The following is a 24060-nucleotide window of genomic DNA, read 5'->3' on the forward strand; positions in this document are numbered from 1 at the left end:
AATATGACAATTAAAGGAATAAAATGGGGAAAAATGGTTTTTAATAGAAATATTCTTTCTGGATATTCTTCTAGTAATATTTGGAATGTATTTAAATTGAACCATATGAATAAAAAGTGCAAAAAAACTTGGCATAAAGTGCAAAAAAACGTGGCATAAAGTGCAAAATGTTTTGTCTATTCTGTCATTTTTTCTGTTAATTTGTTGAATATTGCGGTTTTGTAAATTTGGCATGAAAATTGCATATATATTCAGTAAGGGAATTCAGGAAGGATTCAGAAAGGAAGATTCGAATTGTAAATTAGGTCTATTTGAAAGTCTATGAAATAGGAAAATTTATTAAATGGATTTCCCCATACATGTAAGCGCTTATATAGAAAGGGATGAAAATTTATGATACCAAAACAAGAAAATGACGTCTTTCAGCATCCTCCACAGCAAGAAGGACAAGAATTAAAGCGCGGTTTAAAATCCCGACATTTAACGATGATTTCCATTGGAGGGGCAATCGGCACAGGGCTGTTTCTTAGCAGCGGGGCAGCCATTCATACAGCTGGGCCAGGCGGCGCATTACTTGCTTATGCCTTAGTTGGGGCAATGGTTTACTTCGTGATGACAAGCTTAGGGGAACTGGCAGCCTTTATGCCGACAAGCGGATCATTCAGTACCTATGGATCGAAATTCGTCGATCCGGCATTTGGGTTTGCCTTGGGATGGACGTATTGGTTCAATTGGTCGATGACCATAGCGGCAGAGTTGGCAGCCTCAACAATGATCATGAAATTTTGGTTTCCGAATAGTCCATCATTGTTGTGGAGTTCATCATTCTTGGTGCTCATTTTCCTATTAAACTATTTATCGGTTAAAGGGTATGGTGAAGGCGAATACTGGTTTTCCTTCATAAAAGTTACAGCCATCGTTATTTTTATAATCGTTGGGATATTAATGATTATCGGCATTATGGGCGGCGAAGCAGTAGGATTTAAAAACTTCACCGTCGATGACGCGCCATTCCCGGGTGGGTTCATGGGTGTCTTCATCGTGTTCATAGCGGCTGGCTTTTCTTTTCAAGGTACTGAAATCGTCGGCGTGGCTGCCGGTGAAAGTGAAGATCCTGCACGGAATATACCAAAGGCCATTAAAAGTGTCTTCTGGAGAATCCTGCTCTTTTACGTATTGGCAATCTTTGTGATAGGACTGCTTATCCCTTATACAAGTTCAAGTTTACAAGGGGATAACGTCATGGTAAGCCCGTTCACGCTCATATTTGAAAAGGCTGGAGTGGCTTTTGCAGCTTCACTTATGAATGCAGTCATTTTAACAGCGGTGTTATCAGCAGGTAACTCTAGTCTGTATGCATCTACGCGTATGCTATATTCCATGGCAAAAGATGGCCAAGCACCGCGTATTTTTGCAAGACTTAATAAACGAGGGGTACCGGTTGCAGGGATGATTTTGACATGTTCCATCGGTATGCTAGCCTTTTTAGCTTCCGTATTCGGTGATGGTAAAGTGTATATTTGGTTAATGAATGCCATTGGAATTACAGGATTCATCTTTTGGCTGGGCATTTCCATCAGCCATTACCGTTTCCGCAAAGCATTCATCGCTCAAGGCCATTCTTTGGAGAAGCTGCCATATAAGGCATTATGGTTCCCGATAGGTCCGATTTTTGCCATTGCAATTGGCATGATCGTCATCCTGTCTCAAAATATCCAAGCCTTTTTCTCAGACCAGATTGATTGGGGCAGTGTTATAGCTGCGTACCTAGGAATCCCGCTTTTCCTTGGTTTATGGTTTGGCTATAAACTGGTAAGAAAGACTAAATTCGTTAAACTTGATGAAGTCGAGTTTGACTTCGACAAAAAATACGAATGAACAAGCTTAAAGTAAAAGCCGGATAATTTGTCCGGCTTTTACTTGTTTTCTATAGGCTCATTATCAAAAGCTAGGAAGCTGATTCCTAGCTTTTTATTTTTGTTAAATGGAAATTTATACAAATCTTGTAGGAGGTGTTATATGATAATCGTAAACTCTGCTAAATTGCATGTACAGAACGACGGGGAAAGCTTTTAATATTTCCAATGGAAAGGGAAGGTGCACGGCTGATGACCTTATTGACTCATTTAAAAGTATTGGACTTTTCAACGTTACTGCCAGGCCCATTTGCCACTTTGATGCTAGCGGATTTAGGAGCGGACGTTTTGAAAGTAGAGAGGCCGGGAGCAAAGGATTCATGGGGTGTGAACCAATATCTTAACAGATCGAAGAAGTCGATCACACTTGATTTAAAACAATCTGAGTCCATCGAATCCGTAAAAAATCTAGTGAAGGAATACGATATTGTCATTGAACAATTCCGTCCAGGTGTCATGGAACGCCTAGGACTGGGGTATGAGGCATTGAAATCGATCAATCCGAAGCTGATTTACTGTTCCATCACTGGCTTCGGCCAGACCGGTCCCTATAAAGACCGACCGGGACATGATATCAATTATATTTCGATTGCAGGCTTATCAGGCTATTCCGGTACGAAAAAGGACGGTCCGGCAAAAAACGGAACCCAAATAGCAGATCTTGCTGGAGGCTCACTGCATGCTGTTATCGGTATATTATCTGCAGTCATTCATAGGGAAAGAACAGGAGAAGGCCAAGCCATCGACATCAGCATGACCGACTGCAGTTTTGCCTTGAATGCCATATCCGCACCTCTGAATTTACAAGGGGGCCTCGAGCTTGAACCAGAAAAACTGATGTTAAACGGAGGGTCCTTTTATGACTTTTATGAAACGAAAGATGGACGTTATTTTTCGGTTGGAAGCCTTGAGCCCCCTTTTCGAAAAGCATTATGTGAAGCGATCGGTGCACCCGAATTGTATGAACTGAGCATGAAAAGCAATGAAGAAAGCGGAATCAGGTTTAAAACGGCCATCCGACTTGCTTTCCTCGAAAGAGATTTTCATGAATGGCAGGAAATATTCGCTGATTTCGAGGCCTGCGCAGAACCAGTGCTGACCTTCACTGAAGCGGCCGAACACCCCCATTTGAAGGAGAGGGGAATGATTGTCGAGGTACCTGACGGAAAAGGAAATGCCCAGAAGCAAATCGCATGCCCGATTAAAACATCGGTTTTCACCCCTGAATATAAACATGCAGGCTTGAGGCCAGGAGAAAACAACGCAGAAATTCTTCGCACCCCCAATCGCTAAATAATGATGTAAAGGCTATCACTTTTCCGAGTTTTTTTGAAAAGAGATAGCCTGTTTTTTTTGAAGGGCGAAATAAGTTGGAGTTAGGTAGAATTAAGAAGGAAACAGCCGAATTAAGCAGTGGAAGAACCAATTGTTCTCTTAACACTGACGGAAAGCAACATACTACTACTGTGAAAATTTACTAGTTATAACTATTTTGGACAGGGTATCAGAGTAACATCCCAGTAATAGGGTTTTTGAGAAAATTGCTCTGATAAGGAGGGTTGATTAAACATGTTTGGTCTCTCTGATATCTTTAAATTTCTATTTTCCTTTTTTTTGATCTTGCCGATCGTTACGCTGATACATTTGAGCGGGCATATTTTCTTTGTTACAATTTTTGGGGGATCAGAAAAGAAAATCTTGATCGGTTGTGGTAATAAACTTTTCTCCTTTCGGAACATAGAGGTGAGGAAATATTATTTTTGGAATGGGACTTGCGAGTTCAAAGGATTGAAACATGATAATCGATTAACGAATACGCTGATTTATTTAGGGGGGGCTATCTTTAATTTAGTCAGCATGCTGATCATATATAGCTTAGTGTATCAGAATATCCTGGACAGCTCGGTAATCTGGTATCAGTTCATATATTTTTCTTTCTATATTATGTTTTTCTCCTTGTTTCCGATGTATTTCTCGGACGGGTCGCCCAGTGATGGGAAGGCTGCGGAATTGGCCTTGAGGAACAAGCTGAAAGATAGGGTGACGGATGATATTTTTGTGAAGAAAATGGATGATGAAGATAGCTGCAAGTAAAAAGGGACGTGCTGGTGGGCGTTCTTTTTTTGTTGCTTTCGGCTTTAGGATTTATCATAAGGTAAAATCTAGCCTTATGATGAATGTTTATATAACGGTCTAGGATTTAATGGACTGTGCTATTTTACTGCTTGACGATGAACTTGAAAGGACCAGAACAATGACCATGGCAATGGCAACCCCCGTTGCACCGATCCAGGTTATGGAAGCAAGGGATACATGTTCTACAGCAACACCGCCAATCCCAGCACCGGCAGCCATGGCCAATTGCATCATCGACTGATTGAGACCGAGCATGACTCCTGATGATTCAGGCTCAAGGGTGGCTAAATGATATTGCTGTGTCGGCCCTGATGACCATTCATTAGAATATATCGATTATTAACTCAGGAAATGTTAACTGCATCCGTTAACCCGGCATATGTTATAACCGACGTTCCTTATGAACTGTGATATTGAAAGTTGGAGGGGAATACGAGGATGAATGCATTCGATCCATCCAATATATTTGGAAATGGCATACCGATAACGGTAACTGCAGCTATGATAGAGAGAATCATAAAGATGAAATCATCTGATCAGGATATTAAAGTCGAGATTACGCCAAAGTATATAGTGCTTTCCGGAACGACGGAAGTGAAAAAAATGATGTTTAAGAAAAACGTAGCTTTCAGGATTACATTAAAACCGGTTCACGTGGAAAAAAGAACGATATCATTTGAATTAGTGGAAATGGAACCGCTTGACAGGAGTTTCATCAACCAAAGGATATTTAACAGACCGCCATTTTTTGAATTTGAAAATAGAATGATCAAAATGAATGTTGATGCTTGGAACATCGTGAGAAAAATCCCGGTGGGCACAATTAAATCATTTGAACTGGTCGATGGTGCATTGAAAATGAAACTTTCTTTATGATGGAACGTTTTTAGCCGCAATATATAAAGGGGATGCCAGGTATGTTAGTGTAGGGATGGATAGGGTGGCGATTCATTAAAATGTGTTTGAAAAACCAAGCTCTTTAAAATATACTGAATTACTAAAAGTTTTAGTTTTTCCAGAGATAAGGGGGGAAATAATGGACCAGAAGATTTTGCCTGCTTCGGCAAGCATGAAGGATTTCGAAAGATTTTTAGAAAGTTCCTATGAAATAGGCGTGTTTCTTGATTTGCATATATCACAATTGAAAAATGTAAGTATGATGGCAAAGCAGCATAATAAGAAAATGATTTATCATGTCGATTTGATCCATGGCATAAGAAGTGATGAATATGCGACAGAATTCATTTGTCAGGAGTATAATCCATATGGGTTGATTTCGACTAAATCAAACGTTATTTTGAAAGCGAAGCAAAAGGGGGTCATTGCCATCCAGCGAATCTTTTTAATAGATTCACATGCGCTGGAGAAAAGTTATAAGCTGGTGCAGAAAACCAAGCCGGATTATATCGAAGTTTTGCCGGGGGCTATGCCGTGGATGATAAAAGAAGTGAAGGAACGACTACAAACACCCATTTTTGCAGGCGGTCTCATACGTACTTCTGACGAGGTCCTGAACGCCCTTGATGCTGGAGCGTCGGCAATCACCACTTCCAAAACTGAATTATGGGATATCGTCTAATAGGGTAGAACGAGGAATTTGAAAAAAATTACAGGAAAATAGATTAATTTTTCACAAAATAATTGACAGCGTTTTCACAACCTAGTATATTTTACATTACAAGTTAATATATGTGACGGAGACTAGGAGATTCACAACAGATCTATTCATAATTTTTTTATGAGGATAGTTCTGCTGTGAATCTCCTTTTATTTGTTTGCAAGGTTTTTTAAATTATCAGGGGAGGGGTTTTATTCATGACTCCATTTTGGGGAGAAGTAGTAGGCACAATGATTTTAGTTTTATTCGGAGCAGGTATTGGAGCGGGTTCATCCTTAAAGGGATCTTATGCTAAAGATGCCGGTTGGATCGTTATCACGATTGCGTGGGGACTGGCTGTCACCATGGGTGTTTTTGCAGTGGGATCCATAAGCGGGGCGCATTTAAATCCGGCGGTCACAGTAGGTTTTGCCATTATTGGAGAGTTTCCATGGAGTGATGTGCCTGGTTACATCGTTGCCCAAATGATTGGCGCAATCCTGGGGGCAACTCTAGTATTCCTGCACTATTTGCCACACTGGAAAGCTACTGATGATCCAGGAACGAAGCTTGGTGTGTTTGCGACTTCACCAGCTATCCCACATACATTTTCAAATCTATTAAGTGAAATGATTGGAACTTTCATCCTTATTCTTGGTTTATTATTCATAGGTGCCAATGATTTTACAGAGGGTCTGAACCCATTCGCTGTCGGTTTATTGATTGTCGTGATCGGGATGTCACTTGGGGGAACGACAGGATATGCCATAAACCCAGCCCGTGATCTGGGGCCCCGCATCGCTCACTTTTTGCTGCCGATACCGGGTAAAGGCAATTCGAATTGGGGCTATTCATGGATTCCGGTAGTTGGACCGATTGTTGGGGGTTCACTTGGTGCCGTTTGTTATAAAGCATTCTTTTTAGGGGATATAACAGTAGGATTTTGGTCTGTTTTGGGTGCAAGCTTGGTACTATTGGTATTAGCCTATGCATTTGGGAAAAAGCAGTCACATGAATTGGAAAGCAGGAATATCGCTAGTTAATTAAAAGGAGGGGCATACACTATGGAAAAATATATTTTATCATTAGATCAAGGAACAACAAGCTCGCGGGCGATTTTATTTAACGAAAAGGGGGAAATCGTCCATTCCTCCCAAAAGGAATTCACGCAGCATTTCCCTAAACCAGGCTGGGTCGAGCATAACGCCAATGAGATTTGGGGATCGATCCTGGCAGTGATTGCCGGTGTACTATCGGAATCCGGTGTAAAGCCAGAGCAAATTGCCGGTATCGGGATTACTAATCAGCGTGAAACGGCAGTCGTTTGGGATAAGGAGACAGGTACTCCTGTTTATAATGCGATTGTATGGCAGTCAAGACAAACAAGTGAAATCTGTGATGATTTGAAGGAAAAGGGACTTAATGATTTATTCCGGGATAAAACGGGATTGTTGATAGATGCATATTTTTCCGGAACGAAAGTGAAATGGATCCTCGATAATGTGGAAGGGGCACGACAAAAGGCGGAGGAAGGCAAGCTGTTATTCGGTACCATCGATACTTGGCTAATCTGGAAGCTTTCAGGAGGCAAGGCTCACGTAACGGACTATTCCAACGCATCCCGGACATTGATGTACAATATTCATGAACTGAAATGGGATGAAGAACTGCTGGAGATATTGACTGTACCGAAGTCGATGCTGCCGGAAGTAAGACCATCATCCGAGGAGTATGCACGTACGGTCGAGTATCATTTCTTCGGCCAATCTATTCCGATTGCCGGAGCAGCCGGTGATCAGCAGGCAGCATTATTTGGCCAAGCCTGTTTTAATGAAGGCATGGCCAAAAATACGTATGGCACAGGCTGTTTCATGCTCATGAATACAGGGGAAAAGGCTGTCAGTTCCGACCACGGACTATTGACGACCCTTGCTTGGGGATTGAATGGGAAGGTCGAATATGCACTGGAAGGCAGTATATTCGTAGCTGGCTCCGCAATCCAATGGCTGCGAGATGGTCTGCGGATGCTTCATGATGCCAAGGATAGCGAAGCCTATGCAAAACGGGTGGAAAGTACGGATGGAGTATATGTAGTGCCGGCTTTTGTAGGCCTTGGAACTCCATATTGGGACAGTGAAGTACGGGGAGCCGTTTTTGGTTTGACGCGCGGTACCTCCAAAGAACATTTCATTCGTGCCACACTTGAATCACTTGCGTATCAAACGAAGGATGTCCTTGATGCAATGGAGGCGGATTCAGGAATCGAGCTGCAGACGTTGAGAGTGGATGGCGGTGCAGTCAAGAATGACTTCTTAATGCAATTCCAAAGCGATTTATTACGGGTGCCTGTCGAAAGGCCGACCATAAACGAAACTACGGCATTGGGGGCTGCGTATTTAGCGGGACTTGCTGTCGGGTATTGGAAGGATCAAGAAGAAATCTCTCGGCAATGGGCGGTGGACAAAACCTTCAAACAATCCATGGAAGAGCAAGATAGTGATAAATTATATGAGGGCTGGAAAAAAGCTGTACACGCTGCAATGGCGTTTAAATAAAAAAACAAGGTGAATTCTTTCTCAAATGAGCTGGAGTATGCTATACTGAAATCAAGTTAATAACTCGGCCGGAGAACAGGAGAGACCATGAATGCGTTATCGTGAATACGATAATGTGCATTTATGGTCTCTCTTTTTTGTTTTTTAAAGGCAGATTAGGGATATTAATATCTATACGAATGAGAAACTATGAGAACAAATGAACCAATTGAATATAAGCGAACTCACGAGTAACCAGCACGAACTCACGAGTAAACGTGCAGAACCACGAGTAACCAGTGCGAACTCACGAGTAAACGTGCAGAACCACGAGAAAACAGTGCGAACTCACGAGTAAACGTGCAGAACCACGAGAAAACAGCGCGAATTCACGAGTAAACGTGCAGAATTCACGAGTAAACAACACGGACTCACGAGTAAACAGCGCGAACTCACGAGTAAACGTGCAGAACCGCGAGAAAACAGTGCGAACTCACGAGTAAACGTGCAGAACCACGAGTAACCAGCGCGAATTCACGAGTAAACAACACGGACTCACGAATAACCAGCACGAACTCACGAGAAAACAGTGCGAACTCACGAGTAAACGTGCAGAACCACGAGAAAACAGTGCGAACTCACGAGTAAACGTGCAGAACCACGAGAAAACAGTGCGAACTCACGAGTAAACAGCACGAATTCACGAGTAAATAGCGCGAATTCACGAGTAATTCAAGCTACACGACAATAGAGAGCATTACTTAAAGGAGGAGTCAGGGATGAGGTTTTCAAATATATATCGGGAAGAAACAATCGAACTTCTGAAAAAAGAAAAATATGATGTAATTGTCATTGGTGGGGGAATTACCGGTGCAGGAATCGCCCTGGATGCAACGACCCGTGGGATGAAAGTGGCATTGGTTGAAATGCAGGACTTTGCGGCAGGTACTTCAAGCCGCTCGACAAAACTGGTCCATGGTGGTTTGAGGTATTTGAAGCAATTTGAGATAAAAATGGTTGCTGAGGTTGGTAAAGAGCGGGAAATCGTTTATGAAAATGGACCGCATGTGACCACGCCGGAATGGATGCTGTTACCGATGCACAAAGGAGGCACCTTCGGGAAATTCAGTACTTCCATTGGACTCCGTGTATATGATTTCCTTGCAGGTGTTAAAAAAGCCGAACGCAGGAAAATGCTTTCGGCGGATGAAACACTAAAACGGGAGCCCCTCGTTAAGAAAGAGGGACTGAAAGGCGGAGGCTACTATGTCGAATATCGGACAGATGATGCTCGTCTGACGATTGAAGTGATGAAGGCAGCTGTCGATAAAGGTGCAACGGCGATAAATTATACAAAAGTAGATAAATTGTTATATGATAATGGAAAGGTGAACGGCGTCCAAGTTGCCGATTTACTTTCAGGTGATGCTTATGAAATATACGCAGACAAAGTTATTAATGCAGCAGGTCCATGGGTGGATTCCATCCGTGAGAAAGATCAATCGAAAAAAGGGAAAACGCTGAAGTTATCCAAGGGTGTCCATGTGGTCATCGACCAATCGAAGTTCCCGTTGAAGCAGGCGCTTTATTTTGATACACCTGATGGACGGATGATCTTTGCCATCCCGAGAGCCGGTAAAGCTTATGTAGGGACTACGGACACTTTTTATGATGGTGATCCTGCAGTGCCATCCGTTACATCCGAGGACCGTGCCTATTTATTAAAGTCGATACATTATATGTTTCCAGAAGTGAAAATTTCCGATGATGATATCGAATCAAGCTGGGCTGGAGTAAGACCGTTGATTCTTGAAGAAGGAAAAGACCCTTCTGAAATATCAAGGAAAGATGAAATATGGGAGTCCGATTCGGGTCTTATCACGATTGCGGGAGGTAAATTGACCGGTTATCGCAAAATGGCAAAAACGACGGTCGATCTTGTGGCAGGGAAGCTTTCCCAGCAATCTAATAAGACTTACCCAACCAGCAGCACTAAAGGAATGCCGATTTCAGGAGGGGATGTCGGAGGATCAAGCAACTTCTCCGATTATATCAAGCAACATATTCAAATGGGAGTGGACTCAGGACTTGCCGGTAAGGACTCCGAAGAAATATTGGCCATGTACGGGTCCAACGCACCTGTGTTATTCGATATCGTAAAAAGCGAAGGAGACGGAGCAGCAAGCATTGGCCTTCCGCAGAAATTGTTCGTTCAGCTGAAATACGCACTAGATCATGAAATGGCCGCAACTCCAGTGGACTTCTTCTTCCGCAGGACCGGGACCCTGTTATTCGATATCGATTTAGTCCAAACGCATAAAAGTGGAGTGATTGAATATATGGCTGGATATTTCGGGTGGACGGAATCAACAAAAATGGAGAGAACCAATCAATTGGAACGGGAAATACTCGGTGCGATTAGAGTATCTTGACTTATATGCAAAAAACATGATGCCGGCGGAATCGCTGGCGTTTTTTTCGATTCGGGAAGGAAATGAAAGACGAAACTATCATGTTAGGTTTTCCATGGTGCCTGGAAGCTCATCATACTGGTAGCCAGTTTCTATGGATCCGTCCGTACGGCAGAGCTGGCTTGGGCATTATGGTATGGCTTAATGTCATTGCCATTTTAATTCTGGCTAAACCGGCGCTTATTGTGTTAAAGGATTACGAAACGCAAAAGAAGGCGGGGGTGGTTCTGGTTTTCGATCCCAAAGCTTTAGGCATAAAAAACGCCTTCTTTTGGGAGCATGAATACACCGGAGACAAGGAAAACGTTTCATGAAGAGAAATGCCCTGAAATAAATTAATAAATATATGGAGATACATGAAAAACCAGCTTTAGGTATTTGAGAGCTGGTTTTTTATCATATTGCGATAACTAGGACAAAACTGAAATTGTGAACATAACCAGTGAGGCTTTAGTTTACATAGAAAGACTAAAAGGATGGAATATTATTGAGTAAATAATCATAGTATTTATGATTGTAATTATATAAGTGTGTGAGGGAGTTTGATTAAAGATGAAGCTGACAAAGGTCGATACAGTATATCAACTATCTTTCATGCCACGCGTATTTCCCGTAAACTGTTATTTCATAGAAGAAGAGGATAGCCTTACACTAGTAGATGCAGCTTTACCCTATAGCGGAAAAAGTATTTTGAAGGCGGCGCGGATTATTGGAAAACCGATAACAAGAATAATAGTTACTCATGCACATGATGATCATGTCGGTGCACTAGACGGGCTAAAAGCGTTAATGCCTGATGTGCAGGTGAGTATTTCTATCAGGGAAGCATCATTACTGGCTGGTGATTCCAGCCCCTTACAAAATGAAAATCCAATTCGCGGTGGAGTCCCCAAAAACATTCAAACTCAACCCGACTTACTGCTTAAAGAGGGCGACCGTATCGGTTCATTGGAAGTTATTTATTCACCTGGGCATACCCCTGGTTCGATATCGCTTCTTGATACCCGGAATCATAGTTTAATTGTCGGGGATGCTCTGCAGACAAGGGGTGGAACTGCAATTTCTGGAATCATTAAACCTTTATTTCCATTCCCGGCCTTTGCTACATGGGATAAACTCATTGCCCTTGAAAGTGCAAAGAAATTAAGAAGTCTTAATCCGCATTTGCTTGCTGTAGGTCATGGAAAGATGCTAGAACAACCTGGGAATTCCATGGACAAAGCAATAGTTGAAGCTGAATTAAAACTCCAACAATGAAAGAATGGGAAAGTGCCGGCATATTGAGGTGTTATTTCAAAAAGAGTGAGGAACACGGCTGATGGGTCTCCGTGCTCCTCACTCTTTAGCTGTTTGAATCTTTTAACCGTAAAAGCGAAATGCCTTAAGATTTTTGCTTTATAAGCTGTAAATCGATGTAGAGTTGTATTCTTGAGTGTAAGTCATCAAAATCGATTGAAGTGAGATCGGCTATTTGGTTCAATCTATATTTCAATGTGTTGGTATGAATGTATAGCTGCTCAGCTGTCGGTTTGATCCGGCAATTGTTCAACAGATATATTTCCAATGTTTGAAGGAGTTTCGTTTGGCTTTCCTGGTCCTTCTTTTGAAGAATCTGTAAATCCATATTGATATAATTCGTTTTAGTATGATGATGGGAGATCATTTCGAGGTAACGGAAAATCCCTAGCTTGCTATATTGGAAAGGAAGCTGTCCAGGTTTACCGATGAACTTCGCTGCATTGATCACTTCCAGGGCTTCGAGGTAGGATTTCCTTAATTGAAGAATCGAAGAATATTCATTTCCGATTCCCGGAAACACCCTTTGATCATTGAATTGGGAAAGAACCGTATTCGTTAAATCATTGGCGCTTTCAGAAAGGAGTTCTTTCCCTTTTCCGTTGCTGCCAATTAATACGATGATCTTCAATTGGTTTGTGAATACATGGGAAAAATGATTCAAAGCATTGGCGAATAGACTGACTGTATCCGTTAATTCATCGAAATGTTCCGCATCGGATTGAGCGATGGTAAAGACATTTACAAGGAAAGTTTCCGGAATGAGGAGATTCATATTGGCGGCTTCCCATTTTATTTGGTTTTCAGTTTGATAGACTTCATCAATGACCTTTTGATAAAACTCATTTTTTTCTTCATCTTTTTTCATGTTTATCTGTTTTTTCTGATAAAGGAGCTTGCCGATATGATGGGAAACCTCATGCAAAAATTCCAAGTCGGAATCAGTCATCATTTCCGTCTCTTGAACCCATATGAATCCGAAGACTTGCCCTTTGTGTACCGCGCTTACAACGACTCTTTGATTTAAACCGATTTCCTCGATTTGTTTCACCCTAAAGGGATGCTGCACCGTTTTAAGCTGTTCGACAATGCCCTCATCCATGAATTTCTCCAAGATTGGAATCGGCCAATGCTTTGTGAAAATGGTTTGCCGATTGGCTTGGTCGAAGTGATCGATATAATATGAACTATATGACAGCAATAAAAATTGGTCATTTTCGATGACCACTGGTTTTTTTAAATAAGTGCTGACCATATCCGTTATATCGTTGATGTTTGTGAGAGTAAGGATTTTTTCTAATGACATATATGGCCCCCTGTTTTTTGAATTGGATGATAACTTAGTCTAATAATACTTATAAACGGATGATGTGTATAGGGGCAAGCACAAAGAAGGCACGGTATATGAAAAAAATTTCATATACCGTGCCTTTCAGGGGATTTATTATTGTTTTAATGTTCTTTCGAATTCGTCGAACTTTTCTTCTACTTCTCTAGATGGTTTCGCTGTAAGAAGACTGACCACGATGATGGCAATCAAGCTCGCGCCAAAACCAGGAATCATTTCATAAAGCGTATCGGATAATCCTGCCATGGACCAGAAAATTACAGTCCCGGCACCGACGATCATCCCTGCTAAAGCGCCCCATCTTGTCATCCGTTTCCAGCAGAGGCTTAGTATGACCAATGGACCGAATGAAGATCCGAATCCAGCCCATGCATAGCCGACAAGTCCAAGGATCGTGTCATTCTGTTCCCAAGAGAGAATGAGCGCTATGATGGATATGGTCAGTACGGAAAGTCTGCCCAGGAAAACAAGCTCTTTATCTGAAGCGGAACGACGGAAGAAAGTTTTGTACATATCCTCCGTTAAAGAGCTGGCCGTAACCAAAAGCTGCGAAGAAATCGTGCTCATGATGGCTGCCAGTATCGCAGAAATCAAGAAACCAGTGATAAGTGGGTGGAATAGTATTTCACCTAACTCTATGAAAATCGTTTCAGGATCATCTAACTTCAGGTTGTTCTGATGGAAATACGTGATACCGATGAATCCAGTCAGCATGGCACCGACACTGGAGAAAATCATCCAGCCCATCCCGATAGTACGGGCTTTTTTGATTTCCTTAATAGAGCTGATCGCCATAAAGCGGACAATGATATGCGGCTGGCCGAAGTAACCAAGTCCCCAAGCAAATAATGAGATGATTCCTAAAAAGCTCGTCCCCGTGAAAATATTCAATAGAGCTGGATCAATGGAACGTGGCGTATCTATGGAAGGACCGAAACCGCCAACATGGAAAAGGGTGACGATCGGTACAAGAACCAAGGCAACGACCATGATGATTCCTTGAACGAAGTCTGTCCAGCTTACTGCCAGGAATCCGCCGAATAAAGTATAGGCAACGGTGACGCCTGTTAAGATCCATAGGCCTGTATGGTAATCAAGGCCAAATGTACTTTGGAATAAGACTCCGCCGGATACCATACCGGAAGAAACGTAAAAGGTGAAGAAAATTAGGATAACTAAAGCGGAAATGAGCCTTAGGATCCGTGAACCCTCGCCAAAACGATTTTCCAGGAAAGCGGGGATCGTAATGGAGTTATTGGCGACTTCCGTATAGGTTCTTAATCTTGGCGCAACATACAGCCAGTTCGCATAGGCGCCTAGCGTCAGGCCGATTACGATCCAGATGGAACTTAGTCCTGTTGCGAACATGGCACCAGGCATCCCCATCAAAAGCCAACCGCTCATATCCGCAGCGCCGGCGCTTAATGCAGTGACAGCAGGACCAAGGCCCCGGTCGCCCAACATATAATCATTTAAATTGGAAGTCCGTTTGTAAGCGAAGTAACCAATGAAAAGCATGCCAGCCATGTAAATGCTGATGGAAATTATTAATGCGTAATCCATAAAAGACTCCCTTCAGGTTGAAATATATATTTTTTTGTTTTAAAAGAGGAAGCAACCTATTTGTCACTTCCTCCATTTACCCTCATTTTGGTTTTGTATCGCAAAATGGAAGATACATAACCAAAACGAGTATTCAAACTGCTTGATGGAACATTATCAGAACGTTTCTGATGTTGTTTTAGCTTGCATATGAAGCTGCAAGTAGTCCGGTCCGCCTGCCTTGGAATCGGTTCCTGACATGTTGAACCCGCCGAATGGCTGATAACCTACGATTGCACCAGTACAGCCGCGGTTGAAATACAAGTTCCCCACATGGAATTCTTCACGTGCTTTTTCCATGTTAAGGCGACTTGTCGTAATGACAGCCCCAGTCAAACCGTATTCTGTGTTATTGGCAATTTCAAGAGCTTCGTTAAAGTCTTTGGCTTTTGTAAAGGCAACGACTGGTCCGAAGATTTCTTCTTGCATCAAACGGGCTTTCGGATCGACATCAGCGACGATTGTCGGTTGAACGAAGTAGCCTTTAGAGCTATCTCCTTCTCCTCCAGTCAGAATGCGTCCTTCTTGGTTCCCGATTTCAATATAGCTCATGATTTTGTCGAAAGCTGCTTGATCGATTACAGGACCCATGAAGTGGTTCTCTGTAGGATTACCGACAGTCAGTTGTTTAGTTAACTCGACAGCGCGATCCAAAACTTGATCATATACATCTTCTACTATGACAGCACGGGAGCAAGCAGAACATTTTTGTCCCGAGAAGCCAAATGCCGATTTCACGATCGATTGAGCTGCCAATTCCAGATCAGCCTCTTTGTCGACGACGATCGTATCTTTTCCGCCCATTTCAGCAATGACACGCTTTAGCCAAACTTGGCCTTCGTTCACTTCTGAAGCACGTTTGTAAATGCGCAGACCTACATCACGTGAACCAGTGAAGGAAATGAAACGTGTTTTTGGATGATCTACCAGGTAGTCGCCCACTTCGGCTCCGTTCCCTGGAACGAAATTCAATACTCCTGCTGGAAGGCCTGCTTCAAGCATCACTTCAACGAATTTCGCAGCGACAATAGGAGTGGTCGAAGCTGGTTTCAACAGGATTGTGTTACCAGTAACGATAGCTGCAACAGCTGTACCTGCCATGATGGCAAATGGGAAGTTCCAAGGAGAAATGATGATGCCGACTCCTAATGGAATGTAATCATAGCGGTTATATTCTCCCGGACGGCTTTGTACAGGCACACCATCTTTAAGCGTCAACATTTGACGGGCATAGAATTCAAGGAAATCGATTGCTTCAGCTGTATCGGCATCAGCTTCATTCCAAGGTTTTCCTGCTTCTTTTGTCAATAACGCAGAGAATTCATGCTTGCGTCTGCGAATGATGGCAGCCGCTTTGAATAAAACGTCAGCACGGATTTCCGGCTTCACTTTTTTCCAGCTTTCAAAAGCTAAAGACGCTTCCTGCATGGCTTTTTCAGCAAGATCCCTGTTCGCTTTCGATACTCGGCCGATGACCTCTTCCTTATCTGCAGGGTTATATGAAACGATTTTCTCATCAGTCGTCACTTTCTCTGCCCCGATATAAAGAGGGTAGTCTTGCCCTAAGTAGCCTTCAACAGTTTGAAGAGCTTCCTGATACGCTTTTTTGTTTTCCTCGTTTGTAAAATCAACAAATGGTTCGTGTTTATATGAAATCATTGATTACTCACACCTTTTTATAGATTTTTTGTAACAATTAGAATATTAAATGTATATTTAGCTTTTGACCATCCCTTTGAATGCAAAGGCAATATTGGATGGCCTTTCTGCAAGCCTTCTCATGAAGTATCCATACCAATCCAGACCATATGGAACATAGACGCGCATTTTGTAACCTTGCTTGACCAACTCGTATTGTGTTTTGTTTCTCATGCCATAAAGCATTTGAAATTCGAATTGTGTATTTGGAATGTTGTGCCTCTTAGCCAACTCTTTTGTATACTCGATGATTTTGTCATCATGTGAGGCGATGGCTGTATAATTACCGTTAAGAAGACTTTGCTTAATCAACTTTTTATAGTTTTCATCTACATCATCCTTTTCGGGAAAAGCCACCTCTGGAGATTCCTTGTAGGCACCCTTTACGAGACGCAGGAATGGCTTATATTGGGCAAGGTCCTCCAAATCTTTCTCTGTGCGGAATAAATATGCTTGCAGAACAGTACTTATGCAGCTGTATTTTTCCTTGAACTGTCTAAAAATGTCGATTGTTGCCTGACAGCGAACTTCATCTTCCATGTCGATCGTGACCATGACTTTATGCTTTTCTGCTGTATCAAGAATTTTCGTCATGTTCTCTATGACCAGATTATGATCGATATCGAGTCCCAAAGAAGTCATCTTCAGTGAAACTTGTGAATCAAGTTTTTCCCTGCTGATCATTTCGATGGTTTCGATGCATTCTGCCGTCCTTTCCTGAGTCACTTCCTTAGAATCAACGAATTCCCCAAGATGGTCGACTGTAACCGATAAGCCACTATTATTAAGTTGTTTAATAAATTTAATGGAACTTTGGAAATCAGTTCCCCCAATGATCTTTCCAGCAGCAAAACTTCCTCCGCTTTTTTTAGCAATATTATTAAGCAGATTATTTTTAGATAAAAATAAGAAAAAGTCCCTTGTAATGGCTTCCATATAAAGCGCACCCCCTAAGAAGATGTATTTCAATAAATTAAGCTTACGATTATTCGACAATATTCACAATGTTTCAAAAAAACAATAATTGTGCCTTCCGTTTGTCGGTTATGGACAAATGAAAAGGTTTACATTTTTTCTTTTATGATCGGAAAGAAACGAAGGTTTATATTTTAACTTAAAGAGAAACGCTAGAAATAAAGGCTTTATCAGGAAGCGATGATGTGAAGGTCATCAATAAATACGTTTAAAAGTGGCACCTCGACCATAATCATCCAATGCGTTATAATGAACCTAATTTAACGGAATGGGTGCAAATTTCGAAGATAAAACGATTAATGAAGCTTTCAGAAGTAAAATGGGTGATAAACCGTAAAATAAGTCGCATCGGCAAGCCGGGGAGGATAAGGAATGGATGCTGTACTTGAAGAACTTAGAGAAACATCGGGTTTGATAATAGGATTAATAATGGCCCTGGTAATATTGGGGCTGATCGGTTATGCCCTTACGAATGTACATGATTCCATTGTGTCGCCTGTGGTTCAGTTCATAAAGAAAATGGTTAGGCGAAAATAGCTGAAGCGAAATAAATAACCCTTTGTCCCTAATCGATAACAAGCCCTTGATAATAGAAATCCCTGCAGGGTTTGTCTAAAAGGAACAAAAAAACTGCAAGAAATAAGCATATCATCCGAAAATGAAGAAAATCCCCGCTCATAATGGAGGTGGGGGATTTCAGACTGTAGACAAATTCGAATAATTTGCCTACAGTTTTTTTATTTAGTAAACGTTCCAGTTGATTTCAGAAATCCACTCCCTTTCCTCCGACTGGCTGCCAAGCCTCCTCACCAAAAGCGCCTGGACAATCTCCCAACCGGTATGATCTTTGGTGTATGTAAGCTTGAAAATTGTTTGAAGGTAATTGAAAATAACGGGATGCAGGCAATACTGGAAGATGGACAAGTGGATCAAGGCAATGGTTTTTTTTAGGAGCCCCACAGTGGGAGAATACGCCTGGGAAGTTAAGGACATGCGGCTGTTCCAGCGAAAGGAAAGTTTGGACTTAGGGAGCATGGATAAGGAGAGTATCAACATTTAGCCCCGGCCATTACGCTGGGCCTTTTTGTTTATAAATCAAAGTAGTCATCTGCCTTTGCGCCAGCATCTATACTTCGAACCGCCTTCATGATTTTCTTTAATACTCCGGCTGACGGCACATACTTGGGATCGCTGCAAACTCTGCTTATCGTATTGCGTGAGATTCCGGACGCACTTACAAACTCCTCTTGTGAATATCCGTGCTTATCGATGAATTTGCCGACCTTACTTCGTGGCTTTCCTTTCCCGAATCTAAACATTTTGATAACCTCCTAGATTAATTTACTAGCAGTCTCGTCCAACTTTCACAAAAATATACGCATAGTTTCGCAAAAATTTGGTATTAGGGACAAAGTAAGCAATTGGATGTATAAAATATATGTGTAAGGTTGCCAGGGTTCCTTATACTAACGGCAGAATAATGAAATATCCATTCACTATAGTAAATAAGGATTAACGAAAAATGTTATAATACATAGGTGTCAGAATATTCAAAAATGAGTTGGCGTGAAAAAGGCAAACATAAATAAAAAAAGGGGATTTTTGTTTGAAGGTAACAATTGGCCCAGCTATGTATGGAAAGTGCGGGTGATGAAGAAGTGAATATGGTATTTCTTTATTACCATAAGTCGGTCTACCTATACATTAAAGCAGATGGAGATCAAAGGCTAACGGATAGAAATTTATGATTTATCTCTTAAAAAGGCAGCTATCCACAAAAATTGTGAGAATCAATTAAGGCTCGATTGAAGGAAGGGGTATGGTTGAAGTGAATGTTGAATCTTTTTTTCCTGAAAACATTAAAGCGGCACTTAAGAATGATCCGCCCGGTGCATGGATGTCAGACCTGCCAGGTGGTTGTATTCGTTTGAGTTCAGGCTATCCTGATCCTGCGCTCGTTCCTGCTGAGGAGCTCAAGGTAGCTGTAGCCGGACTTCTTGATGAGGAGCAGGATTTGCCGCTCCATTATATCGGAAGTCCAAGGATTGTAAGACTGAAGCAGCAACTCCAGAAAAGACTTGAAGATCGTGGAATTCGCGTTTTGGAAGAACAGCTTTTGATTACATCAGGTGCTTGCCAAGGGATTGATCTTATTGCCCGCATACTCCTTGACGATAAAGCGGTAGTAGCTGTAGAATCTCCCACCTATATGGAGGCTTTAGAGATTTTTCAAAACTATACGAAGCAGATTATTAGTATACCTATAGATGAAAATGGACTCCAAACGTACCTATTAAAAGAAATGCTGGATGAAAGGAAACGTAAAGGTCTAACCCTCCCGCGTTTTCTATATACCATTCCAACCTTTCAAAATCCAACTGGGACGACTATGACAACTGAGCGGCGGAAGCATTTATTGGAACTTTCCATCGAGTTTGATTTCCTCATTCTAGAGGATGATGCATACGGAGAATTAGCCTTCGATGAAAATCCGCTGCCAATAAAATCTTTTGATACACGCGGAAGAGTCCTCCACGTTGGTTCATTATCCAAAGTAGTGGCACCGGGAATGCGGATTGGATGGATAGCAGGAGAAAGTGAATTCATTAAGGCATTAGAGTGGTTTAAAAAAGATTTAGACCATCCATTTGCTCAAAGTACAATGGCTGTATACTTAGAAAACACGGATTTTGAGAAACGAATCGACCTTCTGAAAAATGTGTATCGTGCTAAATGTACTGCGTTAATCCATTCGTTGGAACAATTCCTTCCAGAATCCGTTTCCTGGTATGTACCAGATGGTGGTTACTTTGTATGGGTGAGAATTCCAGGTATGGATACGTCGCAATTATTATCACAGGCTCTAGCTGAGGGTGTTTCGTATGTTCCAGGGAAGTACTTTTTCTTGGATGAAAAGGATGGAACCGAGTTTCTCCGGCTCTCGTTCAGTTATGCTAATGAGGAAGAAATAATCGAGGGAACTAGAAGACTAGGACAGCTTATCGCATCTTTTTTTCATGAAATGTCCTGAAGGATTGTTAGTTTTAAATTTGAATGCGCCTACTTCCTTAAAGGGGGTAGGCTTTTTGTTATAAAAGGATTCTTTATCTCTTTCGCGATGATCATATCGACAAATTCTTTTAAATCTTAGCTGGGATAGGCATGCAAAGAAGTGGCATCTGGCAAATACATATTCACATGTTCTTCCAAACATGCAAGAAGAAGTGGCAAATTGTGACCGTTTTTATAGCCAAAATATGATCAGCGCGCGATGTTTTTCCTTTAAGTCAAAGAAAAAAACCCTTGCTACACAAGGGTTTTTGGATATGGAGCATAGCGGGATCGAACCGCTGACCTCTACGCTGCCAGAGGGGACTGGCTATTTTAGATTAGATAAACGTAATAAAATAAGAAAAAACAGTGCAGGTTTATTGGTTGATATCACTGATTTTTGATAAATGAGTTAGATAAATTAAATAAAAAAATTAGCTCTGTGCAATACAGTGCAATTGTGCACTTAGGTATGAGGTGGTCAAACTTGTATTATAAGTTTATAAAACAGAGTTAAGTACCATTATGTTAAATGGTACTTTTTTTAAAAAAAATATTGATGTAGATTTATCTTTCAACTGAATAGAAAACAAGCTTTTTCTTATTATGGGAAAAGGACTTGAAAAATAGATAAATTTGAAAATTCAACAGATTTAAATAGAGTTTTCCTTAACTTGGCATTATCTTATTTATTATAACTAAAAGTAGTACAAGTACCGAATGAGAAAAAATAAATTGACTTATCGGATAACTATGATTACTACATCTCTTTTTGAAGAAATTTAGTGGTAATTATTAACATATATATAGAGTGCTATTTTATATTTTTGTGTCCTTATTTTTTTTATGTTATTTGTGTATAAAAATTCATTGTTATTTATCTGGTTTTTTTATATTTCCTTTTATATTTTTATCTATTTTTTTTTATTATGTAAAAAATATATAAGCTTAAAACCTTATTAATAATAGTGTTTACACCTATTCATTATGGTACTATAATGTCACTTATCAGCGCGGCTACTTGGAGTGTTAGCTAAAAATATGAATATGATTATGCATATTTTAAGGAATGCTTAACTAAGCCAAAGGATCGCAGCTATAAAAGCAAGGGTTTGAAAACAAAAAATTATTAAGGAGCTAGAAAATGATTATAAATAAAAATGAACTCACCTCTGTCACTCTTAAGGCAGATTATGTTAATGAGATGATTATTGATGGTCGAAAAACTATTGTTATGGTTGTAAAAACAAATTACTTTTTGAAGACGAATATTCCTAATAAAGCTAATAGTAGAGAATATACCGGAAGCAAAAATAAAGCAGTTAAGGAAATGGTTCATACATTAAGAAATGATCCAGAAAGTTTTCGTTTTAAGAATTTAGGTATACGTATGGTAGCAACAGAAATTATTAGAAACGGGAATGAAGTTAAATTGTTTTTCTTACCAGAAGAAGGGATATTTAATGGAGGTCATACCTACAAAATATTGAGAGTAAATGGAAATTCTAACGCCTATGTATATGTAACGGTTGAAGTAAATTTACCAAAAGAAAAGTTAATTGATATTTCCGTAGCTTTAAATATGTCAAAAAAAGTAGAAGAATTTTCAAAGGGAGAAAAAATTGGTGCACACGATTGGATTAAAGACGCTCTCCCACAAGAATCAATAATTTACAAAGAAGGAGATGAAGGAGAACACCACGTTACGGATGTATTGAAAGTTGCCAATATATTTAAAGTTGGTAAAGGTAACAAGTATCTTGAAAGTTCATTTCAAATATCTTTATTAAGGAAAGCCAAGATAGTTAGAGAAAACAATGAAAAGCAGATTTTATCATACACAAGGTATCTTTTACCTGATATTTGGTATTTGTATAAAGAACTAAGAAGTAACAAGGTTATTCAAAGTAATTTGCCTGGCAGATTCTCCAAAAAGGGTGAACTGCTTCAGGGAATGGCTCTAGTTTTTATTTATGGGATTCAATATATGACAGAAGTGAATAAAAATAATATTCCTGTTTTGAAAAAAGACTATTCGATTGAACAAGCATTAATGACTTGCGAAAAGCTTTCAAAAGAGGTCGGTAAAGTTATTAATAAACCACCGTTTAAAGATACAAAAGCTGAATGGGTTTATAGAGAAACAAAATTTCAAGATAGAATCAAACGTTTATTTGCTGATGAATTGTTGTGATAAAATGGTAGCTTAATAGATATGAACATATGATTCTAATCAGCAATTAAAAATAAAATAGTAAGATTATAGAATAAGACAAGATAAGTTATGGGGGAATAAGTTGAAAGTCATCGTTTTTAGAATGAACAGTATGAAACTATATAGGAGAGTCCTAAAATGAAAATGAACTATTTAATCTTACATTTAACGATCATCTTTATGGTTGGTTGTACCAACGTAGAAGATACATCCAATACAGATGTAGAAATAGAGTCACAAGAAGTAACCACAGTTGAAACAACTAAAAATAATGAAAAAGAAGAAGATGAACCAGTAGTAGAGGAAACGCCGAGTGTTCCGGTTGCGGAGGAAACACCAACCCAACCAAATAATGAGCTGTTCTCAGGATACAAACTTATTGAAGTTGATGGTGGTGATTTGTCTGGTTATCGTGAACCTAACGTAGTTGTTGACATTGGTTATGGGGACCGTGAATATTGGGCATTTACTAATGAATACGGACAACTAGTACGTGTCATTGCTGACGAAATCATTCTGCAAGATGATAATATTGAAGCTGTATTATCGTCTGGCAGATACTATTCTGATGAGGCAAAGGTTCCGGGTGTTGAAAGTGACGTTTTAGATGAAGGACATATCATTGCTGATTCTCTCGGAGGGGTAGCAAATGCTTATAATATCACTCCACAAGATAGCACACTCAATCGACACGGCGATCAAGCTTATATGGAAGATTCAATAAGTAGAGCAGGTGGTGCTACTGACTTTGAAGCAATTATCACTTATTCGAATACAAAAACACAGATTCCTTCGAGTTATCAATATACTTATACGATAATGGGCAACAAGATTGTTGATACATTTGACAACGTGAACCCTGACGAAGTAAACGCATCACTCGGTTTAACAGACAGTGAACCAGTTAAATCAACTGAACCAGCTGAATCAACTGGATCAAACGCAAACGGTGATATTTCTAGTGTTGATACAAACGGTAATGGACAGGTGACGATTAAAGAAGCAAAAGCAGCAGGCTTTAGTATGCCAATAACGAGTGATCATTGGTTATACCCATATATGGAAGATCGTGATAACGACGGTATGGTAGGTGAGTAAACCCCTAGAACTTTGAGGCAAAATAAATGAACGTAAGAACATTTTCCTCGTTGGCGATTTATTACAATTTGCAAATGGGTGTCTATACAGGAACAACTGAAGTTAATGGTGATATCACCTATA

The 24060-nt window shown here is 40.5% G+C and carries 19 protein-coding genes and 2 pseudogenes; 15 read left to right on the forward strand and 6 right to left on the reverse strand.

All coding sequences use genetic code 11. The annotated features are described in order from the left end of the window. The first annotated feature begins 393 nt into the window (after positions 1-393). The 3 genes from QUF86_RS08485 (at position 394) to QUF86_RS08495 (ending at position 4010) form a co-directional block, all read left to right on the forward strand. A complete protein-coding gene (locus QUF86_RS08485; protein WP_289314613.1) occupies positions 394-1878 on the forward strand; it encodes an amino acid permease in 1485 nt (494 codons plus the stop codon). 230 nt (positions 1879-2108) lie between these two features. Then, complete coding sequence (locus QUF86_RS08490; protein WP_289314614.1) at positions 2109-3209, forward strand: CaiB/BaiF CoA transferase family protein; 1101 nt, start codon at positions 2109-2111, stop codon at positions 3207-3209. A 276-nt stretch (positions 3210-3485) separates the two neighbouring features. Beyond that, on the forward strand, positions 3486-4010 hold the full coding sequence (locus QUF86_RS08495; protein ID WP_289334036.1) for a hypothetical protein: 525 nt from the start codon (positions 3486-3488) through the stop codon (positions 4008-4010). 99 nt (positions 4011-4109) lie between these two features. Here QUF86_RS08495 and QUF86_RS08500 read toward each other — a convergent pair. Further along, positions 4110-4370, reverse strand: a pseudogene (locus tag QUF86_RS08500) (MFS transporter); the annotation flags it as partial. Positions 4371-4490: 120 nt separating this feature from the next. Between QUF86_RS08500 and QUF86_RS08505 the strand changes: the two are divergent. The 7 genes and pseudogenes from QUF86_RS08505 (at position 4491) to QUF86_RS08535 (ending at position 11911) form a co-directional block, all read left to right on the forward strand. Then, positions 4491-4928, forward strand: coding sequence for a hypothetical protein (locus tag QUF86_RS08505; protein WP_289334037.1), 438 nt, complete (start codon positions 4491-4493; stop codon positions 4926-4928). A gap of 160 nt (positions 4929-5088) precedes the next feature. Further along, entirely contained in the window at positions 5089-5631 is a 543-nt protein-coding gene (locus QUF86_RS08510; protein ID WP_089361795.1) for a glycerol-3-phosphate responsive antiterminator, read from the forward strand. Positions 5632-5867: 236 nt separating this feature from the next. After that, positions 5868-6692, forward strand: a complete 825-nt coding sequence (locus QUF86_RS08515; protein WP_289314617.1) for an MIP/aquaporin family protein — start codon at positions 5868-5870, stop codon at positions 6690-6692. A gap of 21 nt (positions 6693-6713) precedes the next feature. Further along, positions 6714-8204 carry a glycerol kinase GlpK gene (gene glpK, locus QUF86_RS08520; protein WP_289314618.1) on the forward strand — a complete coding sequence of 497 codons (1491 nt, stop codon included), beginning with the start codon at positions 6714-6716 and terminating at the stop codon, positions 8202-8204. Between the two features lie 758 nt (positions 8205-8962). Beyond that, entirely contained in the window at positions 8963-10615 is a 1653-nt protein-coding gene (locus QUF86_RS08525) for a glycerol-3-phosphate dehydrogenase/oxidase (protein ID WP_289334038.1), read from the forward strand. A 105-nt stretch (positions 10616-10720) separates the two neighbouring features. After that, a pseudogene (locus QUF86_RS08530) lies at positions 10721-10968 on the forward strand (alanine:cation symporter family protein); the annotation flags it as partial. A 238-nt stretch (positions 10969-11206) separates the two neighbouring features. After that, a complete protein-coding gene (locus QUF86_RS08535; protein ID WP_289314621.1) occupies positions 11207-11911 on the forward strand; it encodes an MBL fold metallo-hydrolase in 705 nt (234 codons plus the stop codon). A 124-nt stretch (positions 11912-12035) separates the two neighbouring features. On the opposite strand, the gene QUF86_RS08540 is transcribed toward QUF86_RS08535, so the two are convergent. From QUF86_RS08540 to QUF86_RS08555, 4 genes are all read right to left on the reverse strand, one after another. Next, complete coding sequence (locus QUF86_RS08540; RefSeq protein WP_289334039.1) at positions 12036-13256, reverse strand: PucR family transcriptional regulator; 1221 nt, start codon at positions 13254-13256, stop codon at positions 12036-12038. Between the two features lie 138 nt (positions 13257-13394). Continuing rightward, the gene (gene putP, locus QUF86_RS08545) at positions 13395-14861 is read right to left on the reverse strand and encodes a sodium/proline symporter PutP (protein WP_289334040.1); all 1467 of its coding nucleotides are present in this window, start codon (positions 14859-14861) and stop codon (positions 13395-13397) included. Between the two features lie 156 nt (positions 14862-15017). Continuing rightward, positions 15018-16559, reverse strand: a complete 1542-nt coding sequence (gene pruA / locus QUF86_RS08550) for an L-glutamate gamma-semialdehyde dehydrogenase (RefSeq protein WP_289334041.1) — start codon at positions 16557-16559, stop codon at positions 15018-15020. A gap of 57 nt (positions 16560-16616) precedes the next feature. Further along, positions 16617-17534, reverse strand: a complete 918-nt coding sequence (locus QUF86_RS08555) for a proline dehydrogenase family protein (protein WP_289314625.1) — start codon at positions 17532-17534, stop codon at positions 16617-16619. A gap of 411 nt (positions 17535-17945) precedes the next feature. On the opposite strand from QUF86_RS08555, the gene QUF86_RS08560 reads away from it, so the two are divergent. Then, complete coding sequence (locus tag QUF86_RS08560; RefSeq protein WP_289314626.1) at positions 17946-18110, forward strand: hypothetical protein; 165 nt, start codon at positions 17946-17948, stop codon at positions 18108-18110. 551 nt (positions 18111-18661) lie between these two features. Here the strand turns inward: QUF86_RS08560 and QUF86_RS08565 are convergent. Beyond that, positions 18662-18892 carry a helix-turn-helix domain-containing protein gene (locus tag QUF86_RS08565; protein WP_289326739.1) on the reverse strand — a complete coding sequence of 77 codons (231 nt, stop codon included), beginning with the start codon at positions 18890-18892 and terminating at the stop codon, positions 18662-18664. Between the two features lie 509 nt (positions 18893-19401). Here QUF86_RS08565 and QUF86_RS08570 point away from each other — a divergent pair. The 4 genes from QUF86_RS08570 to QUF86_RS08585 all read left to right on the forward strand — a co-directional run bounded on the left by QUF86_RS08570 (position 19402) and on the right by QUF86_RS08585 (position 23937). Further along, positions 19402-20604 carry an aminotransferase-like domain-containing protein gene (locus QUF86_RS08570; protein WP_289334042.1) on the forward strand — a complete coding sequence of 401 codons (1203 nt, stop codon included), beginning with the start codon at positions 19402-19404 and terminating at the stop codon, positions 20602-20604. A 181-nt stretch (positions 20605-20785) separates the two neighbouring features. Then, positions 20786-21028: a hypothetical protein gene (locus tag QUF86_RS08575; protein WP_289334043.1), complete on the forward strand. Its 243-nt coding sequence runs from the start codon at positions 20786-20788 to the stop codon at positions 21026-21028. Positions 21029-21768: 740 nt separating this feature from the next. After that, positions 21769-22818 (forward strand): AIPR family protein, encoded by a 1050-nt coding sequence (locus QUF86_RS08580; RefSeq protein WP_289334044.1) that lies wholly within the window; start codon positions 21769-21771, stop codon positions 22816-22818. A gap of 159 nt (positions 22819-22977) precedes the next feature. Continuing rightward, positions 22978-23937 (forward strand): DNA/RNA non-specific endonuclease, encoded by a 960-nt coding sequence (locus tag QUF86_RS08585; protein WP_289334045.1) that lies wholly within the window; start codon positions 22978-22980, stop codon positions 23935-23937. Positions 23938-24060: the final 123 nt, after the last annotated feature.

Origin of the sequence: Peribacillus sp. NJ11 (genome assembly GCF_030348405.1) — a bacterium.
Lineage (GTDB): Bacteria > Bacillota > Bacilli > Bacillales > DSM-1321 > Peribacillus.